Raw genomic sequence first — 21,213 nt, 5'->3', positions numbered from 1 at the left:
TACAATTTTGTGTTAATTTTGTTATTAAGATGAAACAAGCCTCCTGTCTTCAATAAATTTTTCAGGATAATAGTCAGCTAGTTTGCTGATACCAAAGTTGTGCATAGAGTCCATTTTGTTGTAACAGATCATCATGTGAGCCTGATTCGATGATTTTTCCTTGATCTAAAACGAAGATTTTATCTGCGTGGCGAATAGTATTCAGTCGGTGAGCAATGCTGATAATTGTCCGATCCCGGCGGATCTCATGCATATTGCTCATAATGGCAGCTTCGGATTCATAATCCAGTGCGGAAGTTGCTTCATCCAGGATTAGGATCTTGGGTTCATTCAGTAATGCTCTTGCCAAAGCGATGCGTTGCCGTTGGCCACCAGACAGATTGCTGCCTTTTTCACCGACCGGATGGGCGAATTTATGGGGAAACTGATTGATAAAATTGATAGCCCCAGCCAGAGTTGCTGCCTGATAGAGTTCTTCATCACTGGCATTGGGTTTACACAGACGGATATTGTCGGCAATGCTACCAGAAAACAGAATGCTTTCTTGTAATACCACGCTCATATTACGTCGCAGCGATACCGGATCGGCAATGGCCAAATCCATGCCATCCACTAAAACCTGGCCATGTTGTGGTATATACAAACGTTGCAGTAATCGGGTCAGGGTGCTTTTGCCTGAGCCGGATGGCCCTGTGATACCGATAAATTCTCCTGCCTTGATCGACAGTGACAGATTTGCCAACACTTCGGGAGTATCTTCATGATAACGGAAGCGGATATTTTTGAATTCAATCTGACCAGCCAGCTCAGGGGAAGAAGCTAATCCTTGTTTACTGTTCTCCATGGGTTCATCAAGAATATCGCCGACACGTCTCAGAGCGATCAGAGTATGCTGGAAATCCTGCCATACTTGTGCCAATCGCAGGATCGGTTGTGTGACATGCCCTGCCAGCATATTGAAAGCAATCAGCTCTCCGGGAGACAACTCTCCTACAAGTACGCTTTTGACTCCCCACCATAGCAATAGAGCTGCGACAATTTTTTGGATCAAAGTGATCCCCTGTCCTGCGGCAAGCCCGCTTTTCTGGGCGGCAAAACGCTGGATTAACTGTCGGCTCAATACTTTTTGCCATTGGTGCAGGAAGCGTTTTTCCGTTGCTGTGGTTTTGATCGTTTCGATACCCGTCACGGCTTCCGTTAAGAAACTGGTAGCATTGGCATCAGCTTCATATTCGGCTTCTACTTTATGCCGGATGATTGGCCCTACGGTGATCCAGAGCAGGAAATAGAGTACCAGCGAGCCGATCACTATCCATGACAGCAGGCTGGAGTAATGGAACATGACACCAAGAAATAGGATGATAAAGATCAGATCGAGCAATAACATCAGGGTAGAACCTGTCAGAAACTGGCGAATTTGAGCCATTTCTCTGACACGAGCGATGATTTGCCCTGTTTGACGTTGTTTGAAATAGGGCAGAGGCAAACCTACCAGATGGCGGTAAAGTCTGCCAGAAAGTTCTGCGTTGATTTGGCTTGCCATATGTCCAAACACAGTATTGCGTAAAAAGCCGTACAAAGGTTCTGCAATGGCGAGTGCCAGCATCGCCAGACCGAGAACATGCAGACTGGAAAGGCTACGTCCCACCAATACCTTGTCGATGATATTTTCAAACAACAGAGGTGATGCCAATGCAAAAAGTTGCAGCACAATGGCCAGTAAGAAAATATCCTGTAACTGTTTTTTTTGTCTGAAAATGGATGGATAAAACCAGCTTAAGCCAAATTTGACCTGTTTTTTAGTTAGATTTTTTTCAGCGACAAGCAAAATCTTATATTGGTCATGCAAATCCTGAATTTTTTGTTTTCCCGTAATAGGATTGAGTACTGTAAATTGATCAGCGTTGGCATCCAACAGTATCCACCAGCACTGCTCCAGTTCAACCAGTGCCGGCAGAGGTAAAGTTGTAGCCGTCTCTGATGTCAGAAAATCAAATTTACTGTGTAGCCCGATAGCATCAGAAGCTTCCCGCAGTTGCCAGTCTGTCAGTTGCAGGGAATCTAATCCCAGTGCATGGTGCAATTGTCTGGCATCAGCAGCTTTGTGAAATTGTTTTCCCAGATAAGTGATACATTCCAGTGCACGATTATTAACGTGATTTTCCGTATCAGTACTATTTGTAAAGGAAAAAGTCTCTGCCATATTATTTTTCCCTCAGCGCTTCAGACTGATATTCCTGAATCGGACTGAGCAGGTAATCAATCACTCGCCGTTGGTCGGTCTTGATGTCTGCAACAATCGACATCCCTGCCGTAAGCTCGACGGGTTTGCCATCAACCATGATATTGTTCTGATTAAGGCTGATTTGAGCCGGAAAAACCAGTCCCAATCGTTCATCGATAGTGGAGTCACGGGAAATACTTAGTAATTTTCCTTCAATAGTGCCGTAGCGTGTATAAGGGAAAGCATCGACTTTCACTGTTACCGACTGACCGGGACGGACAAAACCGATATCTTTATTCAGGATCTGGATTTCGGAGAGCTGTACATGATCATCTGGAACGATCACCATAAGATTTTGCGCGGGTTGCAGCACTGCGCCAAAAGTATGAACACTCAATTGCTGAACAGTACCTGTAACAGGAGAACGTACAACAGAAAGTTCTTCCCGCTCCTTCATTTTTGATAGCTCTTGTTTCAGTACAGCCAGTTGTATTTCGGCCTGCTTTCTTTTTTCAAACCAATCCCGTTCTTTTTGTGCTTTGAGACTTTTCAGGCGCTCTTCAAAACTCTTGTATTGAGTCATCAGGACATTAAGCTCTGATCTTTGTTGAGTTAGCAGCCGTTCTGTTTCCAGTAATTCCTTTTCCTGTTCCAGATATTCCATTCGGCTTATAACTTGCTGCTGACTCAGTGTTTTCCTTGCTTGTAAGCGTTGAGTGATATTCTGGCGCAGGTTAGTCAGCGCCTTAATATCGCTCTCTTTGGCTTTTTGGGAAGAGAGATTGACATTCATTTCAGCATAGGTATTGGTAATAATAGCGTCGAATTCCTGCTTATCATGATAGTAATGTGTCAGGATTTTCTGCTGTATAGATGTCGGCTGCTGTTGGAAAAGAGGCGAAAATTTAGGGTCATGCTTGTCCAGCAATGCCTGATAGCGGATCTTATCTTCAGTAAAATATTCGCACTGCTCAAGCAGACGTGCAATATCCTGATTCACACCGAGTGTATTTAATGTCAGTAGCTCTGCTCCCTTTTCAACATGTTGCCCGTTGGTAACATGGATCGTGATCAGACGACTCTGTTCATAAGCCTGGATCATTTGCGAACGACCAGAGACGATCAGGCGCCCGGTTGCTGTTGCCTGTACATCTAATTTCCCCAGATATGCCCACAGGAGAGCTACCATTACACCAATACTGAGTATAATCGCCGTATAACGAGCAAACGGAGAAGGTGGACGTTGTGACAATGCCAAATGGGTTGGCAGAAAATCATAATGTATTGAAGGAGCACGCAAGTGTTTTAGCCCCTTACGCAAGATGGCTTTAAACATGGGTGGGTCCCTCCTGTTTCAGTTCCTGTTGTAGTTCTTGTTGTAGCTGCCAGAGTTTTCGATAGTGTTTGCCATGCTGCAAAAGTTGCTCATGACTTCCTTGTTCGGTGATCTGGCCTTGATGCAGCACAATTATCCGGTTGCACTGACGTACAGTGGACAATCGGTGTGCGATGGTGATGACGGTTCTACCTTGTGCAATATTTGCCATATTGGATTGGATGATAGCCTGTGATTCATCATCCAATGCGCTGGTGGCTTCATCAAGGATCAAAATTTTGGGATCAGAGAGCAGGGTTCTGGCAATCGCCAGGCGTTGTCTCTGTCCGCCTGACAGAGATTGTCCCCCTTCTGCGATAACGGTGTCATACCCCAGCGGTAGTTTGAGAATGAAATCGTGAGCACCGGCCAGTTTTGCAGCTTCAATGACATCGGACAATGCGGCATCCGGCCGCGATTGCGCAATATTTTCCTGTACGGTTTTATTGAACAGAAAGTTTTCTTGTAGCACGATACCTATTTGCTGCCTTAATGAGGCAATATCAATCTGTTGCAGCGGGATACCATCTAATGTGATTTTTCCGTGTTCCGGGGTATAGAGACGCAAGAGCAAGCGGGCAAGGGTGCTTTTTCCTGAACCGGATGTACCAACAATGCCAAGGGTTTCTCCTGCCCTGATATTCAGCGTGAAATGGTTAATGGTAGGAGAAAGATCAGGTTGGTAACGGAAGACGATATCGGAGAACGAAATTGCACCCTGTAATGTTACCTGCTCTTTACCAGATTGCTGCTCTGTTGGTAAGTTCAGCATATCCCCTAATTTATCGATAGCAATGCGTGAGCGGATAAATTGTCCCCAAAGTTGTACCAGTTTGGTCAATGGTTGTTCGGTATGATTTACCATCATATTGAAAGCAATCAATTGACCGATAGTCATGTGCAGGGAAAGAACTTCTGATGCACCAAGCCAGATAATAATTGCGCTGGTTACTTTTTGTAGCAGCATCACCAGATGGCTGGAACGGTTGTCCCATTGCTGAACTTCATAACTGGTACTGACCATATTTTCGGTCTGGTTATCCCAGCGGTGCGTAAAACGTGGCTCAGCAGCAAGGCTTTTCAGCGTTTCGGCTCCTGCAACGGTTTCAGTCAAAAAAGAGGTATTGAGTGCAGCATGAGTGAATTGTTTCTCTACTGCTTTTTCGATCTTGGGCGTAACCCACCAGGCAAGTAAGGCATAGAACGGTATAGTGAGCAAAAAGATCAGGGTTAATGTCCCGGAAATCAGACTCATAACGTAGATGAAAACGAACATGAACAGGACATCAATACATAATGTAAACATCGAACCTGTCAAAAATTCCCGGATAGTTTCTAGTTCCCGTACCCGCGTGACAATTGCCCCCACCTGGCGGGATTTGAAATATAGCAAAGGCAGGCCAAATAGGTGCTTGACCAGCTTCAGCCCCAGTTTAATATCAATCCGGTTAGCTGTGTGAGCATACTGGTATTCGCGCAATCCTCTCAGGATAACTTCAATCAGTCCGGCGACCACTAAACCAAATACTAAGACATCCAATGTAGAAAGCGCCTGATGTACTAATACCTTATCCATGACAACCTGAAGGAATAAAGGAGAAATCAGGGCTAAGATCTGCAAGACGAAAGAAAACAGCAATATCTCAGACAGATTTTTCTTCTGTCTGACAAATTCTGGAATGAACCATTGGATATTAAATTGGCTACTGTTTTGTTTTATTTTTATCCAACGGCCACTCCATGAATTGATAAAGTCTACCTTATCTAATATTTCTGGTTTTTCTTGATGAGGTTTTTGAATTAACACACGATGTTCATCGGATTTTGCCAGAATAGAAGGATTTCCGTTATTATCGAACAGAATAGCTGGCAAAGATAATGTATTAATTTTCTTATTTATTGAGCGCTTATTTTTAATGGATATATGGTGTTTTTTCTTTAATTTATTCAAAGAAGTATGATAATCATCATCATTGCTTATGTTTCCATCAGATATAATCGAGTGCTCGCCATTAGATATCATTATTATTAACTTAATTAATGATAATGTCGTTTTTTCTATTTCATTCATGCATGGATATCTATTTGTAAAAAAAGACAAAACTCAAATTAAATAAGCAACCAGAGAGATAAAGTGGTATTTTTCGATAAAACAATCTTAATAAATTTAATAATGAATATTATCTGCTATTAATGGGGATATTAACGTGGGTAATTGGGACAAAGTGCAGTGGTTAAATAGACATTTTAATATTTATATGTTGATTTTAAAAAGCAAGCAGATATATTTTCGATCAAAATAGCCGATGGATTACTTGGTTTTTTTCTCCCTTGTTTTACTTGCCATTTTGCAATTTATGTTGAAGTGTATGTCTGTTTGCAACCTTCAACACTCATTAATTAATTCATGTTGTAACAGTGCCTTGGTGCTACTTAATCTATTAGATTGCTGTAAAAAGAGATTAAATGATAAATTAACCCTATCTGGTTAGGATTTCATTTATCATTAAATCCTTTTTGTTTTAATGTATTTTTAACATTTGATTAATATTTATTTAATGGATAATGGTATGTCTGAAAAATTCGTTCAAACAATTTCAAGCGTTAATTACAATAAAGGTGTATTTTCTCTTTATTTTGTTGGTCAAGATCCTCATCGAATGGCAAATGGTGTACTGGCGGAAAATGATAAGGAATTGGAGTTAAAACAAGTTATCCATATGCCGATATCAGGTTTTATGTATATGGTTTCTATGGTGAAAAGTATGCTCGAAGATCCGCGTATGGAAGCTGAAATCAATAAGCTGATTGCTGCCGGATTTTTGCCGATAACAGAGGTGAACGAAAATGCAGCACCTGTTGAAGCTGAACAGTCTGTAAAACCGGCAGCACGTAACACGAAAAAATCAAAATAAAATCAGTAAAATCCTACCAGATAGTTGCTCGATTATGATGATCACACATCAACCAGCAACACTGAGTCAGACTGAAATACAAGCATTAATTGGTGGGGTGATGTTACTTTGTCAGCATTCTCCCCTGCATCGACGCTATTTAGTTGCAGAATGGCAACAACGTATTTTACCGTCATTTCAGCTCAATCAGTTTTGCTATTACGAAGATCAATACCAACGCCCAGTTGCTTTTTGTAATTGGGCTTTTTTGTCTGACAGCAGTCGGGATGCAATCCTTTCCGGTGATCGGGAAATCATGCATGAAGACTGGCGCTCTGGTCAGCATATCTTTTTTCCAGAAATGATAGCTCCTTTCGGACATGCGCGTGACATTGCCTGCGATCTGCGCCGACGTGTTTTTGCAGCGTGGAAAGGGCAGAAAGCCTGTACTGTCCGGGGCATTCTGGATATTAAAAATGACCGCTGTATCCGGCGGGTGCAGTGGTTTACTGTTTAATTTTTTTGCCCAACACCAGGAATATTTATGGGGAAATCATCTAACCGAAGTGCTGAATACTTCTTTACCGGTAAATACGAAGATGATAATGACGGCAACACAATACACGCCATCGGCGTTGGTGGCGTCATCAATGCTTACGGTGGTAATGATTACATTGTCGTCGGATCGATTGGGGCTACAGTCAATACAACGTGGGGACATGATACTGTTGTTGGTGGCGCTGGTTACCTGAATATCAACGACACAAGTGGTTTCCTGACCGTAAAAGGCGGTGCGGGATACGCTACTATTAATAAAACACATAACGGAACGGTGGAGTTTGTTGGGGCTGCCGGTGGGTTGCAAATCAACCACACAGGTAACGATGGTGCTATCAATTACTCTGGTATATCTGGATACAATGGTATCACCCGCAAAGGTGTGCAGGGAGATATCCAGTTTAAGGGTGCTGGTGGCGGTAACGTTATCAAATCTAACGTGACAAAAGGTAATGTCTACTTTAATGGTGCCGGTATTGCCAATTTTATTGAACATACTTCCGAATTCGGTAACACAGAATTTAATGGTGCTGGTGGCGCAAACGTCATCATCAAAAAAGGCAAGGAAGGAAACCTGAGCTTTAATGGTGCCGGTGTTGCCAACGTACTTCTTCATCAGGGGAAGCACGGGGATATGGAAGTCAATGCTGGCGGGGCGGCAAACGTACTGATTCGCGTTGGTGATGGACGCTATCTTGCTCATCTTCTGGCGATCGGCAATATCTCTATCCACAAAGGTAACGGCAATAGCCGCGTTTCAATGGGAGGGGGTTTTAATACTCACACTCAAATTGGTCATGGGGATGCGGTCTGGTCTGCTGTTGGTGGTGCCAATGTCCTGACTAAAATGGGACAGGGCCATATTTCTTCTATTCTGGCCGGGGGAGCCAATATCCTGACCAAGATAGGGGAAGGTGATCTCGAAGCTGGCTCGTTCGGCGGTGCCAACATTATTACCCATATCAGCAGTGATAGTGATGCTTCTAATCCACTTTCTTCTGATACAAAAGCAATCGCATTGGGTGGTGCCAATATTCTGACCAAAAAGGGTAAGGGTAACCTCTCGGCTGTTATGGGGGGTGGTGCTAACGTCCTGACTCATGTTGGCGATGGAACAACTTCCGGCATCATGTTAGGTGGTGCGAATATTCTGACCAAAGTTGGCAATGGCGATACTACCGGTATCATGTTGGGGTTGGGTAACGCCTTGACCCATGTTGGCGATGGACAAACATTGGGTGTGATGGCTGCGGCGGGTAATATCTTCACTAAAGTGGGAGACGGTGACACTATTGCCGCCATGCTGGCAGTCGGCAATATTTTTACCCATGTCGGAGAAGGGAATGCGTTCGCAATGATGGCGGGCGGCGGCAATATCTTTACCAAAGTGGGTAATGGTGATGCGCTGGCGTTAATGTTGGCATTTGGCAACGTCTTTACTCACATTGGTGATGGCACCAGCGTTGCTTTGATGATCGCCAAAGGTAACATTGCGACTAAAGCCGGTAATGGTGATGCACTGGCTGCGATGATCGGCAAAGCTAATATCTTTACTCAGATTGGTCACGGCTCCACTTTTGCAGCCATGATTGGCGGTGCAAACGTTCTGACCAAAGTCGGCAATGGTTTGACGGCGGCATTAATGGTGGGCAAGGCCAACATTTTTACTCATGTTGGTGAAGGAACTAGCATCGGTTTGTTTGCCGGTACGGCTAACATCATGACTAAAGTCGGTGATGGCACAACATTAGCTGCTATGTTCGGCAAGGCCAATGTCATGACTCATGTCGGTGATGGCCTGACGGGTGTGCTGGCATTGGGTAAAGCCAATATCGTGACAAAAGTCGGTAACGATTTTCTGGGCGTCGTTGCTGCTTCAGAGGCCAACGTGGTGACCCATGTTGGAGAAGGAACAACGGCCGCTTTGTTGAGCGGCAAAGGAAACGTTCTGACCAAAGTCGGTGATGGAACCGCTGTCGGTCTGTTGGTTTCTAAAATCGGCAACATTATGACTCATGTTGGTGACGGAACCACAGTCGGATTTGCCAAAGGCGAAGCCAACATCATTACCAAAGTGGGTGATGGTTCGGGCGTCAACGCAGTTTGGGGTAAAGCTAACATTCTGACTCATTACGGTGATGGAGATCGCTACAACTTTGCCAAAGGTGAAGCGAATATCATCACTAAGGTAGGTGAAGGTCAGGAAATTACTGTTGTTCAGGGGCAAGCCAATATCGTTACTCATGTCGGTAATGGAGATGATTACACCGGAGCCTGGGGCAAAGCGAATGCGATCACGAAAGTGGGCGACGGACGTAATGTCGTGTTTGCCAAAGGTGATGCCAATATTGTCACCCAGATCGGCGAGGGCGATAGCTTCAACGCGTTGTGGAGTCAGGGCAATCTGGTCACAAAAGTGGGCGACGGTACACAGGTAACAGCCGCTAAAGGCAAAGGCAATATCATCACGACAGTCGGAAACGGTCTGAGTGTGGCGGCTACTCATGGCGACCTGAATGTGAACACCAAAGTCGGTGATGGAGTCTCTGTCAACGTAGCTTGGGGGAAATTCAACGTCAATACCCGTGTGGGTGATGGTCTGAATATCTCTGTCATGAAAGGGACAGGCAATGCCAATATCCGTGTTGGCGACGGCCTGAACATCAATGCTTCTTATGCGCGAAACAATGTAGCAGTTCAGATAGGTAACGGCGATTTCTACAGCCTTGCAGTGGCAGAAAGCAATACTCAGAGCAATAAACTGGGTGCACTGTTTGATAACATCAAACAGACATTACTGGGCACCGCTGGCAGTCAGGGCATTAACTATCTGGTGAATGGTGATGAAGCCAACACATCGGGAACCCATAAAGGGCGTGGTGCTATTGATTTGCCGGAAATTTCCTCTCTGAATGGTTTCAAGCTGACAGAAATTGATGAAGTGACTTCTGAGTTACATAACAATCTGAAAGGTAGTGTGTCAGAAGTGGGTACGCCAGACACTGATGCAATCCAGAATGCTTTGAGCGATGAAAAACACGTCTATCCGAATCAGGTACGCAATTTAATTACCAATGGTGATTTTGAACAGGGTTCTGTGGGATGGCTGTCCACGAATGGGGTTGAAGCTGATTTTTCTGCTGAGTCTTATGGGTTAAATAAAAAGGGGCACGGTGAGCGCGTCAGCGAACTTGATACCAATACCAATACCCGTATTTACCAGGATATCAATGACCTTACCGAAGGAGAGTCCATCACAGTTAGTTTTGATTTCGCAAAGCGTACCAATATTTCCGCTGACAATGGAATGTGTGTACTCTGGAATGGCGAAATTGTTTTTTCAGTTTCCGCAGGTGATGCTGTATGGAGTAACAAAACTTTAACCCTGAAAGCACAAGAGGGAATTAACCGACTCGAATTTGCAGGCACTGGTAAAAGTGATGGTTTGGGTTACGTTTTGGATAACATTGTTGCCCAATCTGAACTGTCAGGCAGTGATATTGCTAAGCACGTGAAACAGAATAAGGCAGCCCGGAATGCCTTACAGGATAAAGAAAAAGCAGAAGCCGATCGTCAACGCCTGGAGCAGGAAAGAGATAAACAACTGACAGCGGTTTCTGGTACTCAAGCGCAACTGGAAAATACCGATCTGGATGCACTGGAGACTAATGGTCAATCGCAGCGTGATTCTATTAATGATGAAGCGCAGGCAATTACCAAAGAGTTGATGGCACAAACTAAAGGATTAGAAGTGCTGAATGATCATGCGGAGCATCATGGACAATCCGGTAGTCAGTGGCGTGATCAGTTTGCTGGTGGTTTGTTGGGAAACCTGCAATCCCAACTGGACAGCGCAAAAGAGACAGCACAGCAGCAACTAGAGCGCTCTCAGCAAGCATCTTCAGAACGTCTGGGGGATATGAAAGACGCAGTCACCAAATCTGAGTCAGGTGTCCTCAAAGGGGAACAAAACCATCAGCAGTCTCTACAGGACATCGAAAAGACCCGTGCCGACATAGAATTGCGGGAACAAGAAGCTATAGCTCGCATGAAACAGGCTGAACAGGCTTCCCGTGATGGAAAAACCGCAGTACAAAAAGCAGAACAGCGTGGTCAACATGCAGTGTCTGCGGCGGAGATAAAAACGGCACAAGTGCAATCTGATGCTAAAGGCGCGAAACTTGATGGCAATAGCCTGCCGAACCGTACGCAAGCAACGGGAAACGGGTTGTCAGTTAAAGGGCAATCCGCTACTTATGCTGGAAACGCGTTTGAAACAACGGTCGAGAATCACGCCGAAAAAGCCAATAGCCATATTGATTCCGACTCTTCTGTTGAAACAGAGGAAGGACTCAGTATGGAGTTGCAATATCTGGAGGAAGATCTGAACGAACTTGACGATGCAAAAGAAGCGTTGGATCGTTTACAGATTAATGCCGGAGTGCGTATCAGAAAGCGACATACTGATCTGAATGCCCAAAGTGAGGAAATCGCGCAGCCATCGGCTGATAGCAAAGTTTCCGACAATATTTCTGTCAATACATCTACCGGGACATCTACCGATACATCAGTCAGCAGCATGGCTGATATGCCTGTCAGTTCTGTCAGAAAAGAGCAGAAAATTTCCGGTTTGGACCTCAGCGGGCTGAAAGCACTGGGAGAAATTCAGGCGGAAGAAACTCAGACGCAGCCAGAACCAGCAGAGACATCAGCAGACCCTGGGGCAGCGATCAGAGCACAGAAAGTGGCTGACGTTTACCGCTGGCTGGACAGCGATAACGATATGGTGACCGAAAACTATATTCCCGTACCGGGCTTTGAACGTGTGGATGCGGATATCCCTGACGATCTCAGGCAAAAAATGGTGAATTTTGTTGAAGGTTACCTGAACGGGACTGAAAACAGCGTACCGGAAGAACAGAGATCTTCACTGGCGAAACTGTTCGTTGATGCCACAATCGACTATGACTGGGATAAGCGGGTCGAGTTTATTTCAAGACTTGAACACTATGGCTATAGTTTTGAGCCTACACATGGTGATAAAAGCATTGTGTCGTTCTGGTCTGGCAAGAACTTTAAACAATATCGCGACATTCTGGATGCAGCCCAAACAGACGGTAAAAAGGTCGTTTACGATATTGATGTAAAAGGTAACTCTTTTGCCATTGAACTCAACAAGACGTTGGTGCGTTGGGGTGGCATTTTCCTTGATTCAGATAATGCACAGCAGAATGCACTGCAATCAGTCATTAATGCCTCTGCGCGGAGTAATACGGGTTTTTGGAGTTCCGTGTATGCAACCGGATCACGTGATGATGTCTATGTCATTGCTGAAGGTGGTCTGCGTTTGGGCAACTATTTCTGGAATGTTGAATTACCAGTACTGCGTCAATTACAGCGTGAAGGATTAGTGGGAGAAATCCGCCTGCTGGATAAAGCAGCCAAAGAGTACCAGGGCGTACCGCCTGACGAGATTGGCCGTAGGCTGACAGAAGCGGGCGTCTCCGTAAAAGCGCGTTTTGACTTACTTAGCCTTAAAGAACAGGAAAAACTCCTTGCGTTAAACCCTGACAGATATAAGCCGGATACACTGATTGATCTGAATATCAAAACCAGCGCCATCGATAATCTGCTAAATCAGGCATTGCCATTCTATGGATTACGTGTAGAGCGCAACTTGCTGGTACATGAATCTGATGATGAGGAAGGTTTTGAAGTCCGTCCGTGGCCGGGCAAGCGTGATGATGGTTCTGAGAACGAGAGCTTCAAGACCATTATTGTGCAAGATCAGGATGATACAGCTCAGATTAGAGCTATTGAACGCTTTATCCTCGCCAACTATGACAATTATGCTCAACTGCCTGATGCGTTGCACCTAGTGGATGATCGCATTGTTTCTCATGATAACGGACGTACCCGTATTCTGGCTGAAAAAGTGGAAGGTAGCTGGCGTTACCAACCGAGAACTGACCTGATGTCTGTCAGTGAATTGCAAGAAGCGGCTTACGTTAAAGGCAAAATCCGTGGTGACAGTTATCAGAATATACTGGATGCGCTTAGAAGCTATGAAAATGTGCTGCAAGAAAGTAAAGATTATGACCTGCATGCCATTGAAAAACTGGCTGCTTTGCGTCATCAGGTGGAAGGCTATCTATTGGGACATCCGGATTCAGAACGTGCGCCAACACTGAAAAACCTGTTGTCACAAATTAATGTGCGGATTAACGAGTCAACGACGCTTGCAGAATCTACCGTGGAAAGTTCCGGTAAGGGTAGTTTCAGTGAGCTGTATAACAAACTGGGCAATGCCAACCTGAAAGATTCGAAACATCTTTATATTGATGAGCAGGGAGATTTTGTTACCCGTGGTAAATCCAATATTCAGATTGCCACGAAAGCAGAAAGTGCAGAAAAAGCGATTGAGCAAGTCAAGGCATCTGTCACCAGAGAATATGGTCAGTCAGTGACAGAAGCTGTTTTCTCAAATCTGAATACCCGTGACCTGGCGAAAGATGGCAAAGGAATCGATGTCTCTGGTTTGAAAAAAATACATCAGGCCATTGAACAGCAGTTATCTCCGATCAGCGCCACTCTGTTTATCTGGAAGCCAAGTGATCACAGTCGGTTAGGACATGCAGCCCTGCAAATCGGACATGGACGTATTGAAGTCAGTGCAGAAAATGCCGGGGAATTTAATGAGAAAAACTATGTCAGTTGGTGGCCAAAAGGTGGCAAATCAACCAACATTAGCCGCATTTTTGATGTCTCCACGAGCGAACATTCGGACGTAAGACTCCGCTGGCGTGACCTCAGCCAACCGGCAGCACAACATGACGCGCTGGCGCTGGATATTGCTTCCGAAGAAAATGATAAATTTGACACGCGCAAGCGGGAAAAATTTATTGAAGAATTACAGGTAGTACAAAAAGGCATTGATGCAAGATTTAAAGACATCAGCGAAGGTTTTGCTATGGCTGCTTTGGCGAATCCTAATCTGTTGAAATCTGCCGGCATACCGGAGCATATCTCGCGCCCGTTTATGCAACAGTGGGAAGATAGCAGCATAGATATGCTTGAAGTGGGTAAGAGATTTGCGGAAGCACTACGAACAGCCGCGAAACGACAGACACCTGAACTGATTGAGGAGGATATTGTTGATGTTATTCGTCAATTTGCAGAGCATGAACTGAGCAATATTCAGGACTTTCAGGCCAGTGAACCCGATCAGGGACGTGTCTTCCGTATTAATCTGGCAGGCTTGGATGCGGCAGCGATGCAGGCGGAATGGCATAAAATTAGCCAGAATCCTGACGCCCGTTACCAGTTACTGACAGGTAACTGCTCAAGTATTGTTGCCAGAGTTCTCAAAGCGGGGGGAGCGGATCAGGTCATCGGACATAAATGGCGACCACACTTTGGCGTTTGGACACCAACTGAACTGTTCAATTATGCACAGGCATTGCAGGTAGCTCAGGTTGAGCACATAGTCAGGAAGCCAAACCGTCTGATCGGTGAAAATTTGACAGAGCCGGGTAACAGCGAAAGCAAAGATAAAAACAAGGTACTGGAAAATGTCGCCATTGATAATGATGGTACGCCACCACGTGAGCGCGAACCATTTAACCCGATAGCACGCTTTCTGAATAACGAACTTTATGGTGCCAAAGATGCCCGCCGTAATGTCAATGAAGATACCCAGATATTGCTGGATCACGCGGTTAATAACGGTACAGTAGATAAAGTTACATTACGTGGCAGTGCCGGACGCCTGACAGGCTATTACCATCTCTCTGCTCAGGAAACAGAGGCATCTACAGAACAATGTATAACGAAAAAAGTTGTACTTTTCATTCATGGCTCCGGTTCATCAGCGGAAGAACAAGCCGGTGCAATCCAGCATCACTATCAAAAACAGGATATTGATTTGCTGGCGGTCAATATGCGGGGTTATGGTTCCAGTGACGGACATCCGAGTGAAAAAGGGCTGTATCAGGATGCTCGTACGATGTTCCATTATCTGGTTAATGATCGTGGCATCAAACCGGAAAATATCATTATTCATGGCTACTCAATGGGAGGCCCGATTGCGGCAGATCTGGCCCGTTATGCAGAACACAGTGGACAGCCAGTATCCGGCTTGTTGCTTGATCGCCCAATGCCGAGTATGACCAAAGCCATTACAGCCCATGAAGTACCAAACCCTGCGGGGATAACTGGGGTGCTGGCAAAAGCGGTGAATGGTCAGTTTTCGGTTGAAAAAAATCTGCAAGGTATCTCGAAACAGACACCAATCATGTTGTTGACCGATAACGAAGGATTGGGGGCTGAAGGTGAAAAACTGCGTACCAAACTCAAGCTATCGGGCTATTCGGTATCGGGTGAACATACTTTTTATGGGCATGAAGACAGCAACAGATTAATTAAGCAATTTGCGCGGCAGATTGTGACTAATCTGTTTGATATGCAACACCAGCCTGATAAACCAGAAATACTTAAAGACATCTGGGGTGAATTGAAAAACGTTGGCGAAGTGCTGAAACCACAGGTAAACAAAGCAGGCATAACCACGCATGATATCCGCACAACAGAAGATTTTCTGGCAGGTTATAAGCAGGGCCATGCCAAACAGATCGTGGATGGATTCCGTTCAGACATGAGCATCAAGCAATTGGCGGATCTGCTGGTTAAAGGAAACTGGAGCGCAGAACAAAAAGGTGCTTTGACATGGGAAATTGAAAGTAGAGCCGTGAAAGTCACTTTTCAGGATAAGGCTGAGAAATTCAACCTCCTGTTCCGTGATGTTGCTTCTACGGGTATTGCTGATGCTAAGGCGAGTGAACAGCTTGCACCACAGTCATTGTTCCTGAATCTGTCCAATGATGGCTACGGTGGGCGTTGTGACCCATTATCGAAGCTGGTTCTGGTGGCGAAACAGCTTGAAAATGACGGTCAGGACGGCGTTGCCCGTAAGCTACTGGAAAAAATGTACTCCACAGCCGCCGTACTCAGTAATCCAGATCTGTATTCAGACACTGAACTTGCTAATGCCAATAAGTTCTTGGGATCTTTGGCAGCTCTGCATGCCCGTAATCCGATGTACGAGACATTCATCAAAGTATGGGAAGAGAAACTGGAAGGCGAGCGGGCACTGACTGTCAATGGCGTAATTAATAAAGTGACTGCGGCAAATGCCGATGGTAAATCGGTTCTGCTTGAACTGGATGTACCCGGTCATGCGATGAGTGCGTGGGCGAAAGGCAGCGGTGAAAATCGTGTCTATGGTTTCTATGACCCGAATGTCGGTATTATCGAATTTTCGTCTGTCGAAAAATTTGGCGATTACATGACTCGCTTCTTCGGTAAAACTGGTCTGAATATGGAAAACAGCTACAAAATGCCGAAAAATGACGCGGGTGAAGCTGTTTTTTACCGTGTGGTGGTGATAGATGGCGGTGTACTGGCGACCTATAAACCAACCCACAATGTAAGCATGAGGGATATCCTTGATCTGAATGTGTTTGATGAAACACCAATGAAGGCACGTACAGAAACTGAAATTACCGATGTGGTGAAATCACCACTCAAGGACAATGAAAGCGCAAAAACCAGTTTACTGGAAAAAGCGCTTTACAGCCTCTTTGATGCAAAATCAGGCGGAAAAGAGTTGGGTGAATATTCTCTCCATTTCAATCAGGGAGAATCATTGATCAATAACCTTAAGAAACTGATACCAGAGATTGGCGATGTACGTCTGACTAATGGAAATCACGTTGAGTCAAAAGAATTTCTGGAAGGTCTTTGCTTTGCTTTGTCTGCCCGCTACATGATGGAAGAACGAGTACATGGTTCGGGTGGTGGCAAAAAGTATATGGTGTGGTTGATGGATGCTGTTAAAGCCTACAACGACAACACAGCAAATAAAAAGAGTGACATCAATTCAGTTGAGGCTTCTTTACTTAACCAGTATCGTCGCCAATATATCGGTTCAGCCATTGAAGATTTGTTATTGATTCAATATACCCAAACTCAATATTTAGCCGATTCGCAAGAGCTTGAGCAGAAAGCCAATGAAATTTATGGTGGAAAACTGAAAGACAATGGACTGACAGGAAAAAGAATTGACTGGGCGTTGAAGCCTGATATTTCTGGCTATGAGTTTGAGATGGATAAGTTGCGTAATGTAAATAAGACAACTTATATGTCCTTTATGTCTGAAAATCATGCAATGGCAATCACTGTACATAAAGAGACAACTCAAACCATCTGGTCATTCTATGATCCTAACTTTGGTATCAAATCATTCAATAATTATGAGAATTTTAGATCCTTTATGGATTCCTTCTATAAGGGAATAATAACGGGTTATAAATTTGGTTTTCCTTATCGTTATGAAGCTAGCAAAATACCAGGCCAAAGTTTCTATGTTAACTACACTGCGTTTGAAGATGGCACCATTACCGATTATGACGGAATCTGGCAACAGGCACGTGAAGGTGAACAACCATATGTATTACGTGCGCTGAAAGAACAGGGGAAGACCTTTCAACTGGGTTCAGATGTGATTGGACGTGTGGTTGATTATCGTGATGATACGGTAACGCTGGAAGTCGTAGTGAAACGGGGCCAAGAAGTACAGAAAGTACAGATTGACGTTGAAAGCAACAACTTTAAGCAGGCAGCTAATCTTGTACAATCAAATATCAATAAACTCGTTGCGAACTCAGAAACCAGCAAATTAACGCTCAACGCTGCGGGAGATATCAGCATCACCGACGAGGTGAAATCACCACTCAAGGACAATCTGCCTGAAGGTGTTGACCGTGTGGTTGACAATAAAAATGTCGCATCATGGGAACGTGTTACCGTCACACCACAGGCGGAAGGGAGCGAAAGCCGCTTTGATGGTCAGGTTATCATTCAGACAGAAAATGATCCTACGGTCGCCAAAGCGGCTGCGAGTTTGGCAGGTAAACATCCTGATACCAGCGTTGTTATCCAGCTTGATGCGAATGGTGAGTATCGTGTGGTTTACGGTGAACCTGCTAAATTGTCTGGCAAATTACGCTGGCAGATTGTCGGACACGGGAGTGATGCATCAACTCAGCATCTGACTCGCATGGCGGGATACAGTGCTGATGAATTAGCACTGAAACTGAAACAATTCAGTATAAACTTCAAACAGGCAGGTACACCCGAACATATCAGCCTTGTGGGCTGTTCATTGATCCGTGATGATAAACGTGACGGTTTCGCCCGACGCTTTATTTCAGCACTTGATGGGCAAGGGATCCGCACTACAGTGTCGGCACGCAGTAGTGAAGTTGCGATAGACAGCATTGGTCGCAAACATACCCGTGATGCTCAGGAGCAATGGACTCATAAGCTGGTGGACAACAAAATTGTGCTGGGCTGGAATGACAAGGGGGAGATGGAAACTCGTTCTGAACGGATCCGCCGCGGCATCTCTGAAAATGACATTACTCTGTCCCGTGTGGGGCACAGCAATGTGGAGGTCAAACCGCAGGGAGCAATTGCAGAAAACACCGAAACATTCCACGCACCGAAGCAGTATGACAAGGTACTGCAAAATAATAATGCACCGAATGCAGCATCTTCTAACCAGCATCTGAGCTATTCCGGCAATATTCAGGTACAAGTAGGAGATGGAGAATTTACTGTTATCAACTGGGGAACCACTAATGTTGGGATCAAAGTGGGAACAGGCGGCTTTAAATCTCTGGCTTTCGGTGATAACAATGTGATGGTTCACATTGGTCATGGTGACAGCAAGCATAGTGTAGATATTGCTGGTTATCAGGCATTTGAAGGTGCACAACTGTTTGTGGGTAACCGTAACGTCAGTTTCAACTTGGGGCGCAGCAATGACCTGATTGTGATGTTGGAAAAATCCATTCCGACACCGCCATTGGTTAACCCATTTGATGGTGCGGCACGCATTTCCGGCGTATTGCAAGATATTGCCAGCTCGCAAGGTTCATCGGATTGGCTGACAGTTCAGGATCAACAATGGTCCCTGGAAGGAGCGAAGAAGTATGTCAGCGATCTGTCAGGCCTCGATCTGACCAGCAGTGTCAAATATGAAACCCTGACTGAACTCAATACAGAGAACGAGCGTAGCAGTCGCGGCCTGAAAAATGATATCGAAAGTACCCTGAACAAGAAATACAACCAATGGTTGGGAGGGGCTGGTAATAAGCCTGAACCGGGAAGCCTCAGCCGGGCAGATAAGTTCCGGCAGGCAAATGAGAAACTGGCTTTCAACTTTGCCGTTGGTGGACAAGGTGCTGATATTCAGGTGACAACTGGCAACTGGAACTTCATGTTTGGTGATAATATTCAATCGATACTGGATACCAATCTGGGTTCACTGTTTGGTTTGATGACTCAGCAATACACCTCAACAGGTATGGCAAAAACCACCTTTACATTCAGTCCGACGGATCTGCCACGTCAGATCAAGAACAAGCTACTGGGAAATCTTGCTGGCGTCAGAGCTGATACTACATTGGCGGATATCTTTGGTGTCGATTATACACCCGATGGACGCATTATTTCCCGTTCCGGTCAACCCGTGGATGGCGTTGCTATTCTGCGGGAAATGCTGGAGATCATTGGGGAATTCAGTGGTGATCAACTGAAAGCATTCACTGATCCCGACAAATTACTTGATAGCTTAAAAGCCGGGTTAAATACTGGTGCCGATGGCATTAAATCCTTCGCAGAAAGCCACGGATTGAAAGCAAAAGCTCCTGCTGACACAGAGGAAGGCAAAATATCTCTGAGTGAAGGTAATAAACCGACCGAGCAAACCGAAGCTGAACAACCAGAACGTGCATTTGGGTTTAACGCTCTGAACCTGCCAAACCTGTTTGCGACTTTGTTCAATCAGGATAAACAGGCTGAGATGAAATCTCTGGTCACTAACCTGAAAGAGAACCTGACAGCCGATTTGTTGAACATGAAGGACAAAACTTTTGACTTCCTGCGCAACAGCGGTCATCTGCAAGGTGACGGTGATATTCATATCTCTCTCGGTAACTACAACTTTAACTGGAGTGGTGACGGTAAAGATCTTGGTGCATATCTGGGAGATAACAACAACGTCTGGGGCGGTCGTGGTGATGACGTCTTCTACTCTGTAGGAACCTCCAATATTTTCACGGGCGGTGAAGGTAATGACGTGGGAGTTCTGATGGGGCGTGAAAATATGATGTTTGGCGATATAGGCAATGACGTTGCTGTGCTGGCCGGACGCATTAACTACGCTTACATGGGGGATGGTAATGATCAGGTCTTTGCTTTCGGTGAAAACGGTGTGATTCAAGGTGGCAAAGGACGCGACTATATCGTGGCGTCTGGTAACTTCAACCATATTGATGCTGGCGAAGATCAGGATTATGTCGTCACTATTGGTAATAACAATCAGGTGGATTTGGGAGAGGGTGACGACTTTGCGACCGTATTTGGTAACTATAACCGAATTGATGGCAACAGTGGCAGTAACTCTATCAAACTGATGGGATATCACGCGGTAATCAATGGTGGTACGGGTAATGATCATCTGATTGCCGATGTGGTTTCCAAGTTCAGCCAGTTTAATGGTGGTGATGGCGATGATCTGCTGGTACTGGGTGGATATCAGAACCGCTTTAAGGGAGGAACAGGTGTCAATAGTTTTGTGGTCAGCGGGAATGTCATTGATAACGTGGTTGAAGATATCAAACAAGGCGACAAAATCGTTTTCAACGATATCAACTGGCAAAGCTTGTGGTTCCAACGTAGTGGTTACGATTTGGTTCTGTTGACCAACCGCAATGTCCGGGATAGTTCGGTACAGGGACAGTTTGAAACGATAGGCTCTGTGACCTTCAATAATTACTTTAATGGTAATCGTGCGGATATCATTACCCTGATGGGCGATAAAGATGCACAAGGCGAACGCGAATATAAAGCCCTTTCTGACAATGCTGTGGATACGTTGGTGCAGGCTATGAGCGGATTTTCCCCGAATATCGGTGCCAGTGGTTTTATTGACTCGTTTGATAGCCAGACGAAGTCAACCATCATCACTGCTTGGACTGATACAACAAACGGGAAGTCTAAACTGGCCTGATGGCGGACAGCATTCTGACGTTTAAAAT

At 45.1% G+C, this 21,213-nt stretch carries 6 protein-coding genes; 3 read left to right on the top strand and 3 right to left on the bottom strand.

What is annotated here, in order from left to right:
- Window positions 1-73 precede the first annotated feature (73 nt).
- Genes HGO23_RS13575 through HGO23_RS13565 form a run of 3 tightly spaced genes read right to left on the bottom strand, consistent with a single transcriptional unit; the run spans window position 74 to window position 5,670 of the window.
- The gene (locus HGO23_RS13575) at window positions 74-2,203 is read right to left on the bottom strand and encodes a type I secretion system permease/ATPase (RefSeq protein WP_209026991.1); all 2,130 of its coding nucleotides are present in this window, start codon (window positions 2,201-2,203) and stop codon (window positions 74-76) included.
- A gap of 1 nt (window position 2,204) precedes the next feature.
- Window positions 2,205-3,560: an HlyD family type I secretion periplasmic adaptor subunit gene (locus HGO23_RS13570; protein WP_209026990.1), complete on the bottom strand. Its 1,356-nt coding sequence runs from the start codon at window positions 3,558-3,560 to the stop codon at window positions 2,205-2,207.
- Window positions 3,553-5,670 carry a peptidase domain-containing ABC transporter gene (locus HGO23_RS13565; protein WP_209026989.1) on the bottom strand — a complete coding sequence of 706 codons (2,118 nt, stop codon included), beginning with the start codon at window positions 5,668-5,670 and terminating at the stop codon, window positions 3,553-3,555. The genes HGO23_RS13570 and HGO23_RS13565 overlap by 8 nt, the downstream gene beginning before the upstream one ends.
- Before the next feature lie 499 nt (window positions 5,671-6,169).
- On the opposite strand from HGO23_RS13565, the gene rtxH reads away from it, so the two are divergent.
- Genes rtxH through rtxA form a run of 3 tightly spaced genes read left to right on the top strand, consistent with a single transcriptional unit; the run spans window position 6,170 to window position 21,185 of the window.
- On the top strand, window positions 6,170-6,514 hold the full coding sequence (gene rtxH, locus HGO23_RS13560) for a protein RtxH (protein ID WP_099134494.1): 345 nt from the start codon (window positions 6,170-6,172) through the stop codon (window positions 6,512-6,514).
- A 34-nt stretch (window positions 6,515-6,548) separates the two neighbouring features.
- Complete coding sequence (gene rtxC, locus HGO23_RS13555; RefSeq protein WP_099134495.1) at window positions 6,549-7,010, top strand: RTX toxin-activating lysine-acyltransferase RtxC; 462 nt, start codon at window positions 6,549-6,551, stop codon at window positions 7,008-7,010.
- Between the two features lie 27 nt (window positions 7,011-7,037).
- Window positions 7,038-21,185: an MARTX multifunctional-autoprocessing repeats-in-toxin holotoxin RtxA gene (rtxA, locus tag HGO23_RS13550; RefSeq protein ID WP_209026988.1), complete on the top strand. Its 14,148-nt coding sequence runs from the start codon at window positions 7,038-7,040 to the stop codon at window positions 21,183-21,185.
- Window positions 21,186-21,213: the final 28 nt, after the last annotated feature.

This window comes from Xenorhabdus budapestensis (assembly GCF_017743015.1).
Classification (GTDB): domain Bacteria; phylum Pseudomonadota; class Gammaproteobacteria; order Enterobacterales; family Enterobacteriaceae; genus Xenorhabdus; species Xenorhabdus budapestensis.
Note: the sequence above shows the minus strand (reverse complement) of the source record. Positions and strands in the feature narration are given on the sequence as shown.